The sequence below is a fragment of the Salipaludibacillus daqingensis genome, assembly GCF_029891575.1.
GTDB classification, from domain to species: Bacteria; Bacillota; Bacilli; order Bacillales; family Salisediminibacteriaceae; genus Salipaludibacillus; species Salipaludibacillus daqingensis.
Genome location: NZ_JARZHF010000007.1, coordinates 1 through 18,636, shown reverse-complemented (window position 1 = coordinate 18,636; position 18,636 = coordinate 1). Strand labels below are relative to the sequence as shown.

Annotated in this window: 16 protein-coding genes and 1 rRNA gene; 5 read left to right on the top strand and 12 right to left on the bottom strand. The window is 35.6% G+C overall.

Features of this window, described 5'->3' with window-relative positions; translation table 11 throughout:
• Positions 1-12: 12 nt before the first annotated feature.
• The 4 genes from pduB to QDN89_RS13945 form a co-directional block, all read right to left on the bottom strand.
• On the bottom strand, positions 13-801 hold the full coding sequence (gene pduB / locus QDN89_RS13960) for a propanediol utilization microcompartment protein PduB (RefSeq protein WP_280770770.1): 789 nt from the start codon (positions 799-801) through the stop codon (positions 13-15).
• Between the two features lie 30 nt (positions 802-831).
• A complete protein-coding gene (gene pduA, locus QDN89_RS13955) occupies positions 832-1,107 on the bottom strand; it encodes a propanediol utilization microcompartment protein PduA (RefSeq protein ID WP_280771035.1) in 276 nt (91 codons plus the stop codon).
• 564 nt (positions 1,108-1,671) lie between these two features.
• On the bottom strand, positions 1,672-2,748 hold the full coding sequence (locus tag QDN89_RS13950) for a response regulator (RefSeq protein ID WP_280770769.1): 1,077 nt from the start codon (positions 2,746-2,748) through the stop codon (positions 1,672-1,674).
• Positions 2,723-3,979: a PocR ligand-binding domain-containing protein gene (locus tag QDN89_RS13945; protein ID WP_280770768.1), complete on the bottom strand. Its 1,257-nt coding sequence runs from the start codon at positions 3,977-3,979 to the stop codon at positions 2,723-2,725. The genes QDN89_RS13950 and QDN89_RS13945 overlap by 26 nt, the downstream gene beginning before the upstream one ends.
• A 974-nt stretch (positions 3,980-4,953) precedes the next feature.
• On the opposite strand from QDN89_RS13945, the gene QDN89_RS13940 reads away from it, so the two are divergent.
• Entirely contained in the window at positions 4,954-7,029 is a 2,076-nt protein-coding gene (locus QDN89_RS13940) for a methyl-accepting chemotaxis protein (protein ID WP_280770767.1), read from the top strand.
• A gap of 268 nt (positions 7,030-7,297) precedes the next feature.
• Positions 7,298-8,407 carry a YkyA family protein gene (locus tag QDN89_RS13935; RefSeq protein WP_280770766.1) on the top strand — a complete coding sequence of 370 codons (1,110 nt, stop codon included), beginning with the start codon at positions 7,298-7,300 and terminating at the stop codon, positions 8,405-8,407.
• A 182-nt stretch (positions 8,408-8,589) separates the two neighbouring features.
• Here the strand turns inward: QDN89_RS13935 and QDN89_RS13930 are convergent, their stop codons facing one another.
• Both QDN89_RS13930 and QDN89_RS13925 read right to left on the bottom strand, forming a co-directional pair.
• Entirely contained in the window at positions 8,590-9,525 is a 936-nt protein-coding gene (locus QDN89_RS13930) for an acetamidase/formamidase family protein (protein ID WP_280770765.1), read from the bottom strand.
• Positions 9,526-9,725: 200 nt separating this feature from the next.
• Entirely contained in the window at positions 9,726-10,061 is a 336-nt protein-coding gene (locus tag QDN89_RS13925; RefSeq protein WP_280770764.1) for a toprim domain-containing protein, read from the bottom strand.
• 898 nt (positions 10,062-10,959) lie between these two features.
• Between QDN89_RS13925 and QDN89_RS13920 the strand changes: the two genes are divergently transcribed.
• Positions 10,960-11,100, top strand: coding sequence for a hypothetical protein (locus QDN89_RS13920; protein ID WP_280770763.1), 141 nt, complete (start codon positions 10,960-10,962; stop codon positions 11,098-11,100).
• Between the two features lie 61 nt (positions 11,101-11,161).
• Here QDN89_RS13920 and cuyA read toward each other — a convergent pair whose 3' ends face one another.
• Positions 11,162-12,166, bottom strand: a complete 1,005-nt coding sequence (gene cuyA / locus QDN89_RS13915; RefSeq protein WP_280770762.1) for a D-cysteate sulfo-lyase — start codon at positions 12,164-12,166, stop codon at positions 11,162-11,164.
• Positions 12,167-12,336: 170 nt separating this feature from the next.
• On the opposite strand from cuyA, the gene QDN89_RS13910 reads away from it, so the two are divergent.
• Positions 12,337-12,501, top strand: coding sequence for a hypothetical protein (locus QDN89_RS13910; RefSeq protein ID WP_280770761.1), 165 nt, complete (start codon positions 12,337-12,339; stop codon positions 12,499-12,501).
• A gap of 468 nt (positions 12,502-12,969) precedes the next feature.
• Here QDN89_RS13910 and QDN89_RS13905 read toward each other — a convergent pair whose 3' ends face one another.
• On the bottom strand, positions 12,970-13,776 hold the full coding sequence (locus QDN89_RS13905; RefSeq protein ID WP_280770760.1) for a histidine phosphatase family protein: 807 nt from the start codon (positions 13,774-13,776) through the stop codon (positions 12,970-12,972).
• A gap of 212 nt (positions 13,777-13,988) precedes the next feature.
• On the opposite strand from QDN89_RS13905, the gene QDN89_RS13900 reads away from it, so the two are divergent.
• Positions 13,989-14,672, top strand: a complete 684-nt coding sequence (locus QDN89_RS13900; RefSeq protein ID WP_280770759.1) for a CAP domain-containing protein — start codon at positions 13,989-13,991, stop codon at positions 14,670-14,672.
• 120 nt (positions 14,673-14,792) lie between these two features.
• Here QDN89_RS13900 and QDN89_RS13895 read toward each other — a convergent pair whose 3' ends face one another.
• The 4 genes from QDN89_RS13895 to rrf all read right to left on the bottom strand — a co-directional run bounded on the left by QDN89_RS13895 (position 14,793) and on the right by rrf (position 18,617).
• Positions 14,793-16,064 carry a TRAP transporter large permease gene (locus tag QDN89_RS13895; protein ID WP_280770758.1) on the bottom strand — a complete coding sequence of 424 codons (1,272 nt, stop codon included), beginning with the start codon at positions 16,062-16,064 and terminating at the stop codon, positions 14,793-14,795.
• Between the two features lies 1 nt (position 16,065).
• Complete coding sequence (locus tag QDN89_RS13890) at positions 16,066-16,542, bottom strand: TRAP transporter small permease (RefSeq protein WP_280770757.1); 477 nt, start codon at positions 16,540-16,542, stop codon at positions 16,066-16,068.
• A 77-nt stretch (positions 16,543-16,619) separates the two neighbouring features.
• A complete protein-coding gene (locus tag QDN89_RS13885; RefSeq protein WP_280770756.1) occupies positions 16,620-17,669 on the bottom strand; it encodes a DctP family TRAP transporter solute-binding subunit in 1,050 nt (349 codons plus the stop codon).
• Positions 17,670-18,500: 831 nt separating this feature from the next.
• A 5S ribosomal RNA gene (gene rrf, locus QDN89_RS13880) occupies positions 18,501-18,617 on the bottom strand.
• Positions 18,618-18,636: the final 19 nt, after the last annotated feature.

Sequence of the window (18,636 nt, the reverse complement as noted above, 5' to 3'; positions counted from 1 at the left end):
TCTGATAGTTCATTAAATGTAAGGTACCGTGACGGATTTCGGTTCACTTCCAAGGCTACCTAAAAGGGTGATTCCAACTTCTCTTGCAGCAATCAAAGCTTGGCGTACAGCTCCTGAATCACCACTAAATGTTAAGATAACCTCATTTGAAAAACTTGTCCCATTTGCTGGTGAGCTATAGCTTATGACATCCACGTTTGCAGCTTTCACAATAGTATCTGCTAACACGACACCAATAGCTGCTGGTGCACCTACAACTAACCCGAATGATTTACCAAGTGGCGCATTAAATGCTTTTTCACACGCATAACTTGCTCTTGCGGTATATTGCAACTCTATGTGGCCTGCGTCATTGGCATAAACGTCTCCAAATGTCTTATCTAATTCCTTTAACGCAACTTCCACCGCTCTTCTAGCATCGGCTACATCTTCTGCACCGAAGATAATTAAACTTCCATGGCCTGCTCCACCTTTTGTATCTCGAGGAAGTTCAATCGTTAAAATTTCCGTATTGGTTGCTTTTACAGCCTCATCGGCTGCCATAATGTGAGGACCAGCTCCAACACGAGCACCAAGAATTCCAATAGAGCGGAATTTTTTATCTAAATTCATGGCTTCGTGGACAGAAGCGTCCACATTGGCAATAATTAAACCGATTGTATCGCCAATAGCGGTTCCAACAAACTCCGTTAATCCAGACGCTTTCATTGTGTTAGGTTTACTAGTAGGTTCTTTCGGTGATGAGGAATCTACCTTTTTCATAACTTCTTCCATGATTTGCTCCATTAACTCATCCTTCATTTTCGTACACCTCCATTAAGTTTTCTTACACTATAATTGTTTAGGTAATATTGCTTCCACATCTGTATGAGGTCTTGGAATTACGTGAACCGCGACTACTTCTCCGACCTTTGCACCTGCCGCAGCACCTGCATCCGTTGCAGCTTTAACAGCCCCAACATCTCCACGAACCATGACAGTAACTAACCCAGATCCAATTTGTTGATAACCTACTAATTCGACATTCGCTGATTTAAGCATCGCATCTGCTGCTTCAATTGCTCCAATCAACCCTTTTGTTTCTACCATTCCTAACGACTCTCTCATCATAATAATTCCCTCCTTCATGATTTATTAGAAAAGCACAAAATTTCAGTTCTGTGCAGATCTAATCGTGTCGAACATCTTTTACCCATCATTACCTAGCATTTTTCGAAGCAGAAAGTTCTGCCATACTATTAAATGTAATCGCTTTCAATATTTTTATCGTTGTAGTTAATTGTTTGAATAGTATAAAAATTTGTTTACTATCTGCTCAACAAGTAATTTTTTACCCTTCTAACTGGCAAATATGATATTTTTTTGTGTTTCGAAAAATATTTTTTGAGACATTTTTAGGAAATTGTTACGCTAACGTGGGCGAATAATGCGTTTTCGTGGTTAAAATTTGAAAATTGTTACACAGCGCACTCCTTTCCAACACGTTTATGTTCCAATAAGGAGATAGGAAGGGGGCACCAAAAATATATCGTGACAATCATACAATATCTTTTTCCTCATCGATTCATTGCTCGCTAAGCCGAAAATCCACATAAAAAGATGATGGGAAAGGTGTATAAACACCTTTCCCATCATCCATAATAAAATTGACAAAAAAGTATCATGTCGTTTTTATAAATATGATTTCCCATTGAATACATAGTTATTTTTAACTAAACTTCTTTTACTTTGTTCTACCTCTTTCCGATAATTTGACGGAGTTACACCCACTATTCTTTTAAAAACTTTGCTAAAATAGTTAGGCTCTTGATAAGAGAGTTCCAATGCAATATGAATCACATGCATATCTGTATATTCTAAAAGCTCTTTTGCTTTTTCAATTTTCCTCTCCATCACATATCCGACAAAGTTCATGCCAACTTCCTTTTTAAATAACTTGCTTAAATAATGCGGGCTTAAATGAACGTAGTTTGCCGCTTGAACTAGCGTAATCCCTTGTTTATAGTTCAATTCAATATAGTTTAAAACAGCTTGAATTTCATTCTGATCATGGGAATATCCTGATAAAACTATTTTCTCAAACATTCCATCTAGTAGTTCTATTAATTTTTCTTTAAAATTATAGATCGTTAATTCGTTACTAGAAATAGACCAATTTTGATTCGAATCGATATTTTTCAACTTTTTAGATTCATAAATTTTAAACATACTCTTCGCAATCACTTGAGAATTTTCTTTAAATTGTTCAATATTCCGCCAATTCTTAATCACTTCATTTGTTAATTTGGTTAACTGTTCTTTTGCTTGACGATAGTTTTCAACTTGAATAAAATAGAGCAATTCTTCCAACTGCTCTCCTTCGAGAAACTGTTTCGAATGTGTCAGGTTTTTATACCGTTTTAATTTAGCTAAGAAATCATTTTGTTGAATAGGTTTGTTTAAATAATCTTCTGCTCCATATTTCAATGCCTTCTCAATCATCAATTCGTCATCGTAAAATCCTAATAAGATAATCATACAATCTCTGTTATACCTTTTTAGCGATTGTAGAACTTCGATTACGTCCATCCCCGCTAAATTGATGTCTAGAAATATCAAATCAGGTTGCTGGTATTGACAAATTCTTAATAAATTTTTCGTATTATTCGCTTCACCAACGATTGTTACTTCTTCATACGCTTGATTCAGAAAATACTTTATCGCTTCAATTTCTAAATACTCGTCATCCGCTAAAAGTATTTTCAACATATGTCACACTCCTTTGAATCGTTGGCAGTTTAAATATGACAGTCGTTCCATTCAACTGATTGTGGATAATTTCCAACTGGTGTCCGTCACCAAAGTGATCACGCAAAAACATATTTACTGTACTAATACTAATTCCTTTCGCTTGATTTTTCTTACAATTATCTTCCGCAAGAGCGTTTTCATATTGATCATGTGTCATGCCAATCCCATCATCTTTCACTTCAATCATAGTAAATTCATTAGAAGAATATGCATGAATTTGCACCATGCCTCCTTCTTCTTTCGGTTCTAAACCGTGGACGATTGCATTATCTACGATGGCTTGGAGAATAAGTGATGGAATTCTTGTTTTTTCTACATCTGCAGCAATACGAATTTCACTTCGTATTCGATCCCCATATCTTTCTCTTTGAATGCGTAAATATCGGTCAATTTGACTAATTTCATCCTTTAGCATCACAAGTTTATTGATATTTTGTAAGGTATATTGTAAATATTCTGCTAACACAAACACGATATTTTGCGTTCTGTTCGCATTTTCAATAATCGTCAGACGAGAAACAGTGTTCAATGTATTTAAGATAAAATGTGGATTAATGAGCGGTTGCAAAGCATTTCTTTCTTTTTCTTTTAACTCTTCATTTATTAAATCTCTCGTTTCCATTTGTTCAATTAAATTTAGTGTTTTTACATTTAATTCTTCATAAATACGTCGAATCACATCTTTTTCGACCATATCGTTAATAACAAGCGACATCATTTTTGCAGCTGAAGAAATTTTTTCAAACTTAATAACAGAAATCTCATTAAAAGATTCCATAATTTTTTCGTCTTGTTGCCACTCTGTACTCCCTGGAGTAATATATTCCAATCGAGATATTTCATGTTCATCTAGCTTCACTTGACCTGCTAGGACAGAACCTACAAATTGTCCTTTTACACTTATAGGAATAGCAAAATCTACTAGACCTGTATGACAACGATAAATATATGGTTTATCCTTACGAGCTCCTTCCAATCCCCCAAAAGCATCACACTGATAACATTTTTCACGTAAGTAGGATTCCTCTCTTATTAAATTACAAAACTTAGAGAAGTTACTATATTTAGTGATAGGAATTCCGCGAAAATCAACAGTTACGACAGCTAATCCCGTTGCTTCACCAAAACTATCTTGAATACGTTGTAATAAATCAATATCAATCACTTCTCGAAGGTTTAACACTTCCACTTCTCCCCACCTACTTCATAAGAAATTTTACATTTTTTAAGAAAACGTGAACGATTAGTAGTAACCGATTGATGTAAAGTCCTGTTATGTAAGCGCATTATTTTACTAATAAAAAAAGAGGGAAATAGACTTATCAATTTAGAAAACTAAAAACCGTTATATCCATTTTTCTAAAAGACTTCAGTAGGTGCTTTTAAGTATCACTATTTATTTGACGAAAACCTATCTCATTAATTGTCTTAAATAAACGTGAAAGGAAATATCAAAAAGAAGGTAATAATGTTCTATAGATAATGTGCGAATGAGGGCATCTTCCTAGCGAAAACGAAAGTATATCAATATATTTCTATTTATATGACCTTCAATTATGGAGGTATATGCAAGGTCAAAAAATAAAGTGGTGGGTACGGAGATTATTCTTAAATGTCATATTCTAAAATGACCAACGAGTGTATACTATGAAACTTTCATAGTAGGCTTAATAAAGGATATTTCTTTTTTTTATTATACTACATTCTTCCTCTAATTACATTGTCTACTTTTTATTGAATTAGGTTTTATATGTATGCCTTAATTTTATACTGTAGCGTCCGTAAATCATCGCCCCTCCCACCATCTTCCATTCCTCATAAACAAGTATAAGGAAACATTTCATATAAATATTATATCAGTTAAATATGCCAATCTAAATAATCAAAACACTCCTCTAAAGATTTCCTTCCCCTTCCCTTTATTTCGGGATTAATACCAGTTAAATCAGGACTATTATCTTGAATCTATCTTTTCTATCGTCTTACAATACTATTAAATGATATATTATAACTATGACTTATTAACTATAAATATTCTTTTATTTGTAATAATATATTGATTTAATTTGATTTTTTCTAACAAAAAAGGAAAGGAGGAAACAATCTATTACATTCATGGATATCAAGCTATCTCTAAAAAAAATGAGTTGGGGAGAGTTAAAAATGAAAAATCTAAAGATGAAAATGAAACTAGTTGTCATGTTTTTAATTACGGGCTTTATTCCAATAATTATTTTATCTTTTTTAATCATTAATCAAGTCGCTTCACAAATGGAAGAAGAAACGATTGATTATATTGCTAATTTCCATGAATTAATTGAAAATCGTATCAATGATTTTTATGAGAAAGCGGAAGCTGATGGAAATATTCTCGCAAGTACAGCTGATATTGCTGAGGGATTAGAGATCATAAGTGAATTTGGGGACGAATCATCTGAATGGCAGGACCAATATGATTTAATAGAACAACTTACGTTGACTGCTACGGAAGGATACGGTTATTTAGATATTTTCATTACTGATCCAACGGGAACGATCGTATTATCATCAACACAAAAAGAATTATTGGAAAATGAACGTTTATCAAGTGATATTATGACTCAATCATTGCAAGGGGAACAAAGCTGGTCACCTTTGTATTATGACGAAAGATTGGATAGGAATATTATCATTTTATCCACACCAATACGATCATTAAATCAAACAAATAACATTGTTGGTTCGGTTAATATAACATTTCGTGAAGAAAGAATAGATCAGATGGCTCATTCAGGTATAGAGATGTTAGGGACGACAGCAGATTCTTATATTATTGATGGTGATGGAACATTACTGACAAATACAATGTTAGGCGACTATCAAGAAAATGCTGTTTTAAACCATACCCTGTCAACTGAAATAATAGATTCAAATAAGCAAGCTGTTCATGATGGAAATATGGAGTTTTCTTATGATGGAATCTATGATGACTATTTAGGCAATTCCGTAATAGGAAGTTCAGGAATAGTAAGAGTAGGGAATCAACCAGCAGTTCTATTCGTTGAATTAGATGAACAAGAAGCATTAAGTGGAAGTATCGCTGTAAGAAATACTTCCATCATACTTGTTGTGGTTGTATCTATTATAGGTTTAGTCATTGCTATTTTCTTAGCTACGTCGATTAGTCGTCCATTACGAACAGCAAGAGATCATGCATTAACGGTCTCCAAGCTAGATATCTCCCATGACTTACCTGATAAGTCCCTTCAATCGAAAGATGAAACTGGCGAATTAGCTAACGCGTTACAATTAACAATTACGAATCTACGAGATATGATAGCAAATATTAATGAGGCTGCTGAAAATGTCGCAGCGACTTCTGAAGAACTAACAGCTACTTCTCAACAATCTGCTAGCGCAGCAGAGGAAGTTTCCTCAGCGATTCAAGATATTGCTGATGGTGCACAAAGTCAAGCGACGAATACCGAAACAGGAGCAGAGAAAGCAAAAATAATGGGTGACAGAATCAGGGATGATCAATTATTTATGGAAGAACTAAATAAAACATCGGACCAAGTAAGCGAAGCTGTTGAACAAGGGTTACACGAAATAGAAAACTTATCCCAAGCAAGTAAGCATAGTGAAAAAACAGTATTTGCTGTTCAACAAGAAATTGAAAGAACAAATGAAAGTTCAAACAAAATAGGTAATGCTAGTCAAGTGATTGCTTCCATCGCAGACCAAACCAACCTTTTGGCATTGAATGCTGCAATAGAAGCTGCAAGAGCCGGAGAAGCAGGTAAAGGGTTCTCCGTTGTTGCTGATGAAATTCGGAAATTAGCAGAAAAATCTAGTGAATCGACGAAGGTGATTGATTCTATGGTGGCAGATCTACAAGCTCATTCTAACGAAGCTGTAGAAGTGATGAAAGAAGTTTTATCGTCCTTTGCAGACCAACAAAAAAGTTTTTCAACTACCGAAGAAAGGTACGATAAAATTGCCTCTTTAATTGAAGATACGAAAAAAATATTAGTTAACTTAAATATTTCTGGTGCTGATATGGAGAAAGCAAAAGATGACATTGATAATTCTTTGGAAAATTTAGCTGCAATAGCAGAACAGAATTCTGCTTCAACTCAGCAAGTTGCCGCTTCGGTCGAGGAGCAAACAGCTTCTACAGAAGAAATATCTAGCTCGAGTGAAAGTCTTGCTAGTCTTGCTGAAGGTTTAAGAAATTTAATAGCAAAATTTAAATTATAAGATTATAAGAACTTCCTAAAGCTTGAACGTGGAATGGTTATATTAATATTGTATATATTCATTGAAAGACCTCATTTAGAGGTCTTTTCGCGTTGATAGATCACATTTATTGTGTGATCCCCCTTCCCATCGCACCCGAATAAAAGAATAATCGTTTTAATATAATATAAATTAACATACAACATGAGCCGCTACAAAGGGTTACGAAACAACTTTGTAGAAGTAGTAAATATGAAAATAAAAAATAAAAATAGAGGAAGGAATGTTAATGATGAAAACACCTAAGATAGTAATCCCTCTTGTCGGCTCATTATTTCTAATAGCAGGTTGTTTTGAAAATAAATTAGATGCAAATGAATTCGTCGTCAACGACATCAAACTTGGGGATTCACTCGATGAAGTAGAAGAAAACCTTGGAATCCCAAGTAATCAAGATAGTTCGGAAATAAATGGGACAGAGTTTTTGTCCTATGATTATGATCTTGTTGATCTGATTTTTCGAGAAAATATTGTTGTAGGGATCACGTCAGAAGATGAAGAATTTGAAACAGAGCAAGGAATTGCAATTGGAAGCGATCGAACAACTGTTGAGGAAGCATATGAAGAGAAGAAACAAATTAGTGATGCTTATGGCATGATGGTAAAAGACGGAGATATCCTTTTACATATGATGTTTAATGAGGATGACGTAACATCTATTCATTTGTCTGATTTAGACGAGATGGCCGATTATTTAGAAAAAGATTTTGGGTTTGATATTTATACAGCTTTTGAAGATCATACGAGTGAAATGGAACTGAAACCAATAAATTCATCTGAAATGATTTATGATTATTTAGAAGAATCGGTTCAAAAGGAAATCGAAATAGAAGACAAACAAGGACCTCTTACCGAGGCGGAAACGAATGAAATGGAATGGTATGGAGAAATGCTCGCTCTTTCAAATATTGAAGACATTGAGCCTCTAGTTGATGAAGCGATTGCTTCTGCTGATGAACGCAAATCATTGGTGGAAGAGGAACAACTAATTATGGAACAATCATTTTCGATTTTTCAAGAAGCGGAAGCATTCACAGAAGATATCAATGACGAAGATGCTAAAAACTATGCTGATGAATTCGTCATAATCATGAACAATCGTTACGATACGTATGAAGAATTGTATGACACTTATCTTCAATCTATTGAAGAAGACATCCTCTTGTATGAAATGGTGAAAGATGAAGAAGTAGAACTTGAAGAGCTTCAAGAACAGCATGAAATGGTCAATGAAATGTATAATGAAATCTCTGAATTAAATGAACAATTTAATCAATTAACAGCGGAATTTAATGATACGAAGCTAGCATTTTACAATGAAGCTGGAGTTTTAGAATAATAGCGATTTTGATTAAATTACTTTTCAATGTAATAGGAACAACCCACTTAAAGAGGTACAAACAACGTCTACTAACGATGTTCATACCTCTTCTTTATTTTGAGTGAGTCAGCTTTACTCTTACGATTGTTTTTTCAAAGAATATTGCTTTTGATTAATCTCACTTACTACTCGGATCATTTTTACCGAATCGATCCATGAGGTAAAACAGCATGGATTCCTTTCACACCATTTACTACTTGGGTAACGCGTAAATCAACGGCCACACTTGCCAATGCTGTCGCTTCCGTTTTTCTCAGATGATGGTGTTCGATCATTAATTCAACCATGTCATTAAGAGCCATTGCTGCCGCTTCATTTAAATCTTCATGAAAACCAAATGTAATCCAACCTGAAGGTGTATTTGCGCGAGGTCGTTTTAACGACATGTCTTCCTTGACGGTTAATGTCAAATCGACACGGTCCATCGGACATTCTATTGCTGTTCCAGACACTTCCCCATCTCCTTGAAGAGCGTGACCATCTCCAACTGAAAACAGCGCTCCATCAACAGATACCGGTAAATATAGCTTGCTACCTTGAACTAACTCTTTGCAATCAATATTACCTCCGCAGTATCTCGGTGGTGGTGTTGCATGAACACCTGGTTCTAAAGGCGCCACGCCTAACAATCCCATAAAAGGAGAAAGACCTAAGTGAAACTTTCTCTTGCCTATGTAGCAACTGCCTGTCATCGTGGTATGGTTTAATTCCCAATTCAAGGAAACTAGATCATCTTCTGCAATATCGAGTTTGTCATTTTCCCAATTACTTACCCCACCTGCCCAGTTTTGACCGTATGAACCTGGTACAATTTCATTTAATCGAACTTCTAGAACACTACCAGCCCTTGCACCTCTTACAAAAATCGGTCCTATCATCGGATGCCCGCATTTCTCCTCTTTCTCTTTTGAATCAAAAAACTTTCTTGCTTCCCCCTTTGATTTCGCATAGCCCCATTGAATGTCAGGTGTTGTTAAATGAAGCGAATCTCCAGAATCAATCGCTAAAATAGGACGATAATCATGATTAAACGAACCATGTAAATGATCTGTTTTCAAACCTAATTTATGTATCATCATCATTCTCCTTTTTCGAAAAAATATAGTTAGCACTTTCTTTTTGTTTTGTTCTTTTATTCTAGGGAATCAAACTTCAAAGATATATGAATGGTAGAATAAAATACTTGTCCTTCATTCTTTATCATACCTTTATTGAAGCTTATATAATAGACATCCATGATTGTTAAAAAATTAATTTCAAATAAAACGATGACAATCTATTCATTCAAATTTTCTTCCACTTGGAAGTGTTCACCTAAAACTTCTGTTAAATAATGAAATGGAGTCGTTTCTACTTGCCCATATTCTTTCTCTGTATATAAATGAGTTGCATTCGGTAATTCATGTTTCAACTGCTTTCTCAATTTTTCACCTGATTCATCAGCATCAACAAAAATATAAACGTCTAATTCTTCCACGGGCAAAATCAATTCCTCTAATTTTTCGTCGCTAAGTGTTCCGTAAGTACAAATGATCTCCACCTGTTCTTTTAGCACTTGCTTCACGCGCTTTCGATCACTCTTCCCCTCAACGATCAATATTTTATCGCTCATTTTCCATCATCCCTTTTAAATACTGTTAGTCATATTCTGCCCTGAAAATAGAACGTTGATCGCTTTTAACTTTATCTTGTTTGGGAAACATCATCTTTCCCTTTCCTCGGAGAAATTAGCAAGTCTTTTCAGGTTATCGGCTTACGGAGTCTAGTCATAATCCTAACTTCTGCCGAACGAAACGTTCACAAATTTGTCACACTATTTTTATGAAATAAGGGTAAAAATATAACTAAGAATAGAATTAATTAGTTAACCCCTTTGGAGACTCAGCCATGCGGTTGGTTCCCATAAAAACCAACACTTCAAAAATAATCTGATAAGGACTAGAAACGGGATTGAAAATAATAATGATCTAATCACCGTTAACTAGATGAGAGCCATATCAAAAACGATTATATTTGAACACTGCAAAAGAGGAAGAATCATGTAGGCTTGGTAGTTGTTCCATGATCATTAGTTGAAAAAATGTTACGTTGATCCGCTAGCCGATATGTAAGGCACTTTATTTTCGGAAAGATCAACAATTTCATTTAAAACTAATCATGCAACGCTTCTAACCCAATGATTGAACCTTATATGCAGAATGGTGATCAACGGAAGCAACTCACTTTTCATCTGTATAATAATGAAAAGTAAGGAAGCTGGCCTTAAAAAAGCCGTTGGTGTGATGAAATCAGAGTCGAAAAGTGAAATGGTTGAGTCCCCTAAGGTGTTAACTTAAAAGTCATCCTCTATAAATTAGAGGATGGCTTTTTCATTCACCTAAACATGAAAATAGGTCCGCTTTTCATTGAAAGAATTTAATTCGATTTACAAAAATATAAAAAAGCAAGATTCATTTCAATTTACCTCCTGAGAATGCTATTGATATATTTAAAAAGGAGGTACTTCTAATTTGTATAATAATAAAACAATTGCAGGAACGGACATTAACGAAGTGAAAAGGCTCAATAATAAGTCTGGGTTGACTTTCAATGAAGCAAAAATTGCCTTAACAAAACAAAAGAACACCCAATCAGAAAAACCAAAATCATAAATAATTCTTTTATAAAAAGGAGGTGCCTTCATTCCAAATCGCAGAGGAAGCACCTTCTTTATTAACCTTTCTCGAAAAAAACTGGTGCATACGCATAAATAGCCGGTGTCCCTCCCGAATGAATAAACAAGATGTTGTCACTTGGTTGGAAATAATCATTTCTAACAAGATCAATGAGTCCAGCCATCGTTTTGCCTGTATAAACAGGGTCTAATAGTATCGCTTCATTTCTTGCGACTAATTTGACCGCTTCTACCATCTCATTTGTTGGCAATGCATATCCTGGACCAACATAATCATCAAAACACAACACCGTGTGCCGTTTGATTGGTTCATCAATGTTAAGATGAGTTGCTGTACCTTTAGCTAGCTCGTACACATTCTCTTCTTGGATTAATTTTTCTCTACTAACATTGATCCCGATCACCTTTGTTTTGCTTTTCAGTCCTTGAAAACCAGCAATTAAACCTGCATGCATTCCTCCACTACCACTCGTGCACACGACATAATCAAAATAATAATCGAGCTCTTTTCCCTGCTTTTCAATTTCTTCTGCACATGCTGCGTAACCTGTTATTCCTATCACATTGGATCCTCCAACGGGAATAACGTATGGTTTTCGTCCTTCTTTCCGCATAGCCACTGCTGTTTTTTCCATTTCGGCGTAAACATCTGTTCCATTAGGTACAATTCTAAGTGATTCGGTCCCCAAAAGCTGATAAAGAAGAAAATTCCCATTCGTTTGTGTATCAAATTGGTGCACTTCATTTTCTTCTAAAATAAGAATACATGTTAAGTTTTCCTTTACACATGCTGCTAATGTTAATCGACAATGATTCGATTGTATCCCACCAGCCGTAATGATCGTGTCCGCCCCTTTTGCTTGAGCATCTGCAATAAGAAATTCTAATTTTCTAGTTTTGTTACCACCCTCGGTTAGGCCTAGTAAGTCATCCCGTTTTATAAAAATATTTGGTCCACCCAACGACTCAGCTAACCGACTTGCTCTTTCCATTGGTGTTGCTGATTTTGTATAACAGTTTCTAGGATACTGCTTGTAATTCATCTGCAAACCCTTCTTTCTCTATCACTTTTTCATATTTCAATTGCCAAATTTATACACATATAATAAGATAAAAGATACGTTTAAACCTTTCTTCGAATAGTATTCATTTTCTTTCTCATTTTTAAAAAAATAGATTTTACTAATGGTAAAAAAATAGGGAGGTAATAAAAATGAAAGAGAAAAGCCTATATATTGGGATTGGATTATTGATTGGTGTCGGAATTGGTTTTGTTAGTTTTTCAAACTTAAAATTGACGAATATTGGTAATATTGAAAAACTAACGGTCATTCAAGTCTTAGATAAGGATCCAAAAAACACTTCTACGTCCGAATGATAAATAGTAGCCATGTTATAAATGATTTTAATAGAATGTTCGAGTTACTTTTTTGAAAACTCGGTTCTTATTTATCCTTTAATAATTTGAATAACATATATTGTAATCAGATGATCTTTATAAAAAAATATCCATGGAATAACTATTTCGATTACCTTAATTTTTTGGCTTATATCGACTATTCAACAAATTTCTTCAATCTCCTGCAATATTTTTATGAATCGTCGTTTAAAAAACTGGAAGAACAAAAAGGAGTAACTTTAAATAAACATTACGTAAATAAATCGCGATTAGGCCGATTCATTTCTAATTCCTTCGATGAACCGCTCCAATCTCGCCAATTAGACCGATTCATTTCTCCTTCCTCCGATGAACCCCTCCAACTTGATTGTTATATACAGTCTTATAAATATTATCTAAACAAAGAGAAAGTTGTAAGGGCTATGACATCTCCCTTACAACGAATGATTATTCTTGTAAATCCGTAAATCCCCTCAATGTTAGCTTAGCAACTACTTCATACCCATTTCCTTGACCTAATGGCCTAACGATAACCGTTCCCATGTTTGGAATTTGCCCCAAACCAACCCCTTCTGGAAAACTATGGGCAATAATCAAGGTATTAGTCCCTTGAGACGGTGAAGTTTCCAAAACAGAGTCTACCTGTTGAATGATTCTTTGTTGTTCTTCAAAAGTAATGTTTTCAAACAACCGATAAACTTGAAACCAAAATGGCTCGACTCGAACATTCTCCTGTCCAAAAGCTAAGTTAGCTGTTTCTATACTTCTACAGAAAGGACTCGTCTCCACGGGAAATTGGACTGGAATATCTAAATTGCGAAACCCTTCCCCATAGGTGACTGCTTGTCTTCTTCCTGTCTCTGAAAGATTTCTTTGTGTTGCGCAATCTTGAAGATCGGAATCGGCTTGATCAACTCCTACCGTTGCTTCTCCGTGCCTAGCATAGAAAATATATCCACCTTCTCTGAGAGAACTTAACAAAGATCGTGTTGCCAATTCCTCATCATGATCTGGAATGTTTCCTTGTCTGTCATTTGGTGATTGGTTTTTCGGCATGGACGCTTCAGCAGTTAACATCTTATAACGACATGCTAGTGCCTTGTTATAATATTCTTGTTCTCCATATTGATAATATAAACATAGGTTGTTTTTGGATCCATTTTTTAACCGTTCATAATACGTTGCTTGTGATTGATAATAATCTGCAAGTTGTTCAGGGTGTTCCATATTACCTTTGTGTGACTGGTTAATCATTTGAACTTCTCCTTTCTAATAATCATTTCTAGACGTTATTAATGTATGTCATTCGCCTTGAATTGTTAAAAATCAGATGAAGATCGTTGGGTAAAAGACTGTTACCACAACCACATTGGCATAATTTGGAGTGTTTACCCTCGTCTATTAATCCCTTAGGATAGATAATAGTAAGACCATACTTTTAACAAAGGAAGGAAGGATTGTATTCTATGAAAAAAATATTCAAAGGTTTCGTAGCATTAACGGTAGCGTTTGGCCTCTTTGCAGCTTCAGCAAATGCAACTGAAGCAAGAGGTTACAGTCATTTTGATGAGCCACCGTTTGATTCATACAAAGTATCTAAAGGAGACTCATTCTTTTATATTGGTCAACGTTACGGGGTTCGCACGCAAAAATTGATGGATTTAAACCCTGATGTCGATCCTTATAACATGCAAATTGGCTCGTCTATTAAACTAGTAGACAATAAAGTTTCAAATGATAGCAATGACAACTCCAGTTTTGCCAATGCTTACGAACAAGAAGTACTAAAATTAGTCAATCAAGAAAGACAAAACCGAGGTATACAATCGTTAAAAATGGACAATCAAGTGGGAAAAGTTGCACGTGCAAAATCGCAAGATATGAGTGATAATAACTATTTTAGTCATACCTCTCCAACTTATGGTTCTCCATTTGATATGTTGAGACATTACGGAGTCAATTACCGAGCAGCGGCAGAGAATATTGCAGCTGGGCAACGATCTCCTCAGCAAGTAGTTAATTCTTGGATGAATAGTCCTGGTCATAGACAAAACATTTTAAATGGCACTTATACGCATATTGGTATTGGATACGTGAATACTAATTCGCAATATAGCCATTATTGGACACAACTATTTATCTCTAAATAAGTTTGATCTGGCGACTTAATGATAGAAGCATAAAGCCTAAAATAAAAGAAGATACCCAACCTCATAATGGTAGGGTATCTTCTTATTTAACTATTATATCAGTTATTTCCTGGACTCATACTATCTCATTAAGCTCGGTAACCATAATGACAACTGTGGAAAAATCACGATGATGATGAGTACAATGATAAACAGTACAAAAAATGGAATGACTCCCCTGATTACCATTTCAATTCTTTCTTTTGCAATTCCACTGACCACGTATAAATTCAATCCAACCGGTGGGGTAATCATCGCTAATTCCATATTTACTATCATGATGATTGCAAAATGGATAGGATCAATTCCAAAATGAATTAGTATTGGAAACAAAACTGGTAAAGTAATTAAAATAATAGATAGCGACTCCAAGAATGTTCCTAAAAGAAAGAATAATAAATTTACTACAATAATAAATATCCATTTGTTCATATCACTTTCCGCAACCCAAGCCCCTACCGCTTGAGGAACTTGAGAAGTAGTTAAATATAACCCAAACAATTTGGCCGAGGCAATAATTAAAAATATCATCGATGTTATGTTAATCGTTTCTGTTAAGATCGGACGAATATCTTTTAAACTCATCCCTTTATAAACAAAGGCAGAGATGACAACAGCATAAGCAACAGCTAAAACGGAAGATTCGGTTGGCGTTGCTGCGCCCGTATAAATACTTCCTAGTATGATAATCGGTAGGAAAGCCCCCCAAATTGCTCTAACCGACTTTTTCACCCGTTCAGCCATCGGTGCTTTCTTATCTCTATCAAACCCTTGTTTTTTCGCATAGAAAATTGCAGAAACGATAAGAGTAACACCTAATATAATTCCAGGTATCACACCAGCCATAAAAAGCTCTCCTATCGATTCTTCCACAGTTATACCATAGACAATCAACGGAATACTTGGAGGCAGTAGAATTCCTAAAGTACCTGCTGTTGCCACTAATCCCATCGCATACTTTTTGTCATATCCAGCATAAGTCATCGCTGGAATCATGATTGCACCTATAGCCGCAGCCGTTGCTGGACTAGATCCAGAAATAGCACTAAACATCATACACGCAAGAATGGTCACAACGGCTAACCCACCAGGTAAGTGGCCTACCCATGATCTTAAAGCATCAATTAATCGAACTGAAATTCCACATTTTGCTAAAATCACACCGGTTAAAATAAATCCCGGAATCGCCATTAGCGGAAAACTACTAAGAGAGGAGAACACCCTAACTGGTACCAGATTCATATTAAAGTTATCTTGCATTAAGACCAGACTCGTCGCCATAAACAAGCTGATAGCAACAGGCACTCGCAAGAACATTAAAATAAAAAACGTGAGAAATAATAGAATAATCATATTATTCTCCCACCCATCTTATCGAATGCATTAACCTTTCAATGAATCGCAGTAGGAACATGAAACCAGCTATCGGTAAAACCAAATATACAATCCAAAGCTCTATACCAACATCCAAGGAAACCATGCCCGAAGAAAAACTTCCAACCACTAATTGATATCCATAGTAGGTAAAAAAGAAACAAAAGAGAACTCCTACTATATTTGCAAAAATATCGACATATCTTTTATATGCTTTCGGTAGACGATCATAAAGAAAGTTAATTTGAATATGGTTATTATTCCTCAAAGCGATGGGGGTGCCGAATAAAACCCCCCATACAATCAGATACGTAGAAATTTCCACTACCCAAGATTTAGGGTCATTAAAAACATATCTCATAACTACTCCATATAAGATGAGAAGAATTCCTAATGTTAAGAATGTCCCAGCCAAAACATCCTCAATCAAAGCCCACCATTTTTTAGCACGACTCATCCTAACCCCTCCTCTTTAAGACAAGAACATCCATTTTTCTGTATCCTTTAATTCTACTATTTGTATGATATTTTCTTTTAGTTTTCTAAGGATCTAATTCCTTCAATTAAATCTTTAGTAATAATTGATTCAAATTCCTCATAGAGAGGATCCAAAGTGTCGATAAGTTTCGCACGTTCTTCTTCTGTTAATTCAATTACTTCTAAGTTTCCTGCAGCTTTAATCTTTTCGAAACTTTTTTCATTTTCTTCTTGTGTAATTTTATTTGCAAATTGAGTCGCTTCTTCGAGTGCTTCATCCACTTGGTCACGAACATCTGTAGGCATCTCATCCCAGAAACTTTTGTTCACTAAAATAGCCCAGTCGATCCTACCGTGATTGCTAACTGTTAAATAATCTTGCACTTCCTCATAGTTTAGCGTATCGATATTATTAAATGTATTTTCCGTTCCATCAACCGTTCCTTGTTGCAAGGCAGCATAACTTTCACCCAATGAAATGGTTGCCGTTCCAGCACCTAACTTTTGATAAAAGGAGTCCAGTACGCTGCCAGCTTGAACGCGAAAATTAAGACCTTCGAAATCTTCAGGTCCTCTCAAAGGCTGGTCGCTAGTCGTAAATTGCTTAAATCCATTTTGCCAAAATGCTTTCCCCTCAAGATTATTTCTAATTATCTGCTCTGAATTCAATAAATCTTCCGCTAACTCACTTTCAAAGAATGTCATCACATGGTCATGGTCTTTGAACAAAAAAGGTAAGTCGACATATTGCCAACGAGGATCAAATGTAACCAGCTTCGTTACTGCAGGGGCTATCATCTCAAGGTTTCCTCCTACGATTGCCTCAAAGGATTCATCATCATTATATAATTGTGCAGCAGGGTATACTTCAACCTTCACCCGACCGTCTGTTTTTTCATCAACTAAGTCTGCAAATTTATCTGCAGCCATTCCTTTCACACTCATTGCAGCGTTTACAAATGAAAATCTAATTGTAAATTCCTCTTCCGTTACGCTTTGATTTTTCGTTTGTTCTTGCCCATCTCCTACCGATCCCTCTCCACCACATGCAATAAGTCCACTTAAAATCATTGTAAAAAAAGAAAACTTTAATAGTTTGTTCAACATTTCACTCACTCCTCCTAAAAAAAATGATATTACATATCCTATAAAGATTTTTTCTCGCTCAAATCTACTTATCTTCTTAGCAGTTTCCTTAAACTCTTGATTCTTAAGTCTTATCCTCTATCTTCTTGAGCAATGATACTTACCTTTATTGTACAACGAAAAAAAGGCATCTTTCTCTCAAAATTGTGAGGGAAAAATGCCTTTTTTGTATTTACTTTAGTAAACTTTTCAAAATAGCTCTTCATAGGTCTATTGACGACCTCTCTTGCGACCGTCTTTTAATAGAACCAGCTCGCTTTGGTCACAAGACGACCTCTCTTGTGACCGTCTTTTACCAAAATCTACTCAACTTGGTCAGAAATGCGTAGATGACATGTTTATTGGGCACTAATCGGTTGCTTTAGTGACCCTAAATTCCATTTTATTGCATTTTAGGGGCATTAATTACTTGCTCTAGTAACCCTAAATACTTAAATGGCGCATTTATAGGGCACTAATCGGCTGCTTTAGTTACCTTAAATTCCTTTTTATTGCATTTTAGGGGCATTAGTTGCTTGCTCTAGTGACCCTAAATACGTAAATGGCATATTTATAGGGCACTAATCGACTGCTTTAGTGACCCTCTTTTTCCAAAATAGCTCTTCATAGGTCGCTAGTTGACCTCGCTTGTGACCGTCTTTCATCAAAATCAGCTCATGTCTGGCACAAGACGCCCTGTTATTGCTTGTTCACACATCCAATAACTCGCCGCCAAACTTCAAACCCAAAACCAACATCCTCAAAAACCAAAACACAAAAAAAGACACCCTCATAAATGAGAATGTCTTAAATGCCCAGCGGCGTCCTACTTTCACAGGGGGAGATCCCCCAACTATCATCGGCGCTGGAGAGCTTAACTTCCGTGTTCGGCATGGGAACGGGTGTGACCTCTCCGCGATCGTCACTGGACATATGAAATTGACAGGTC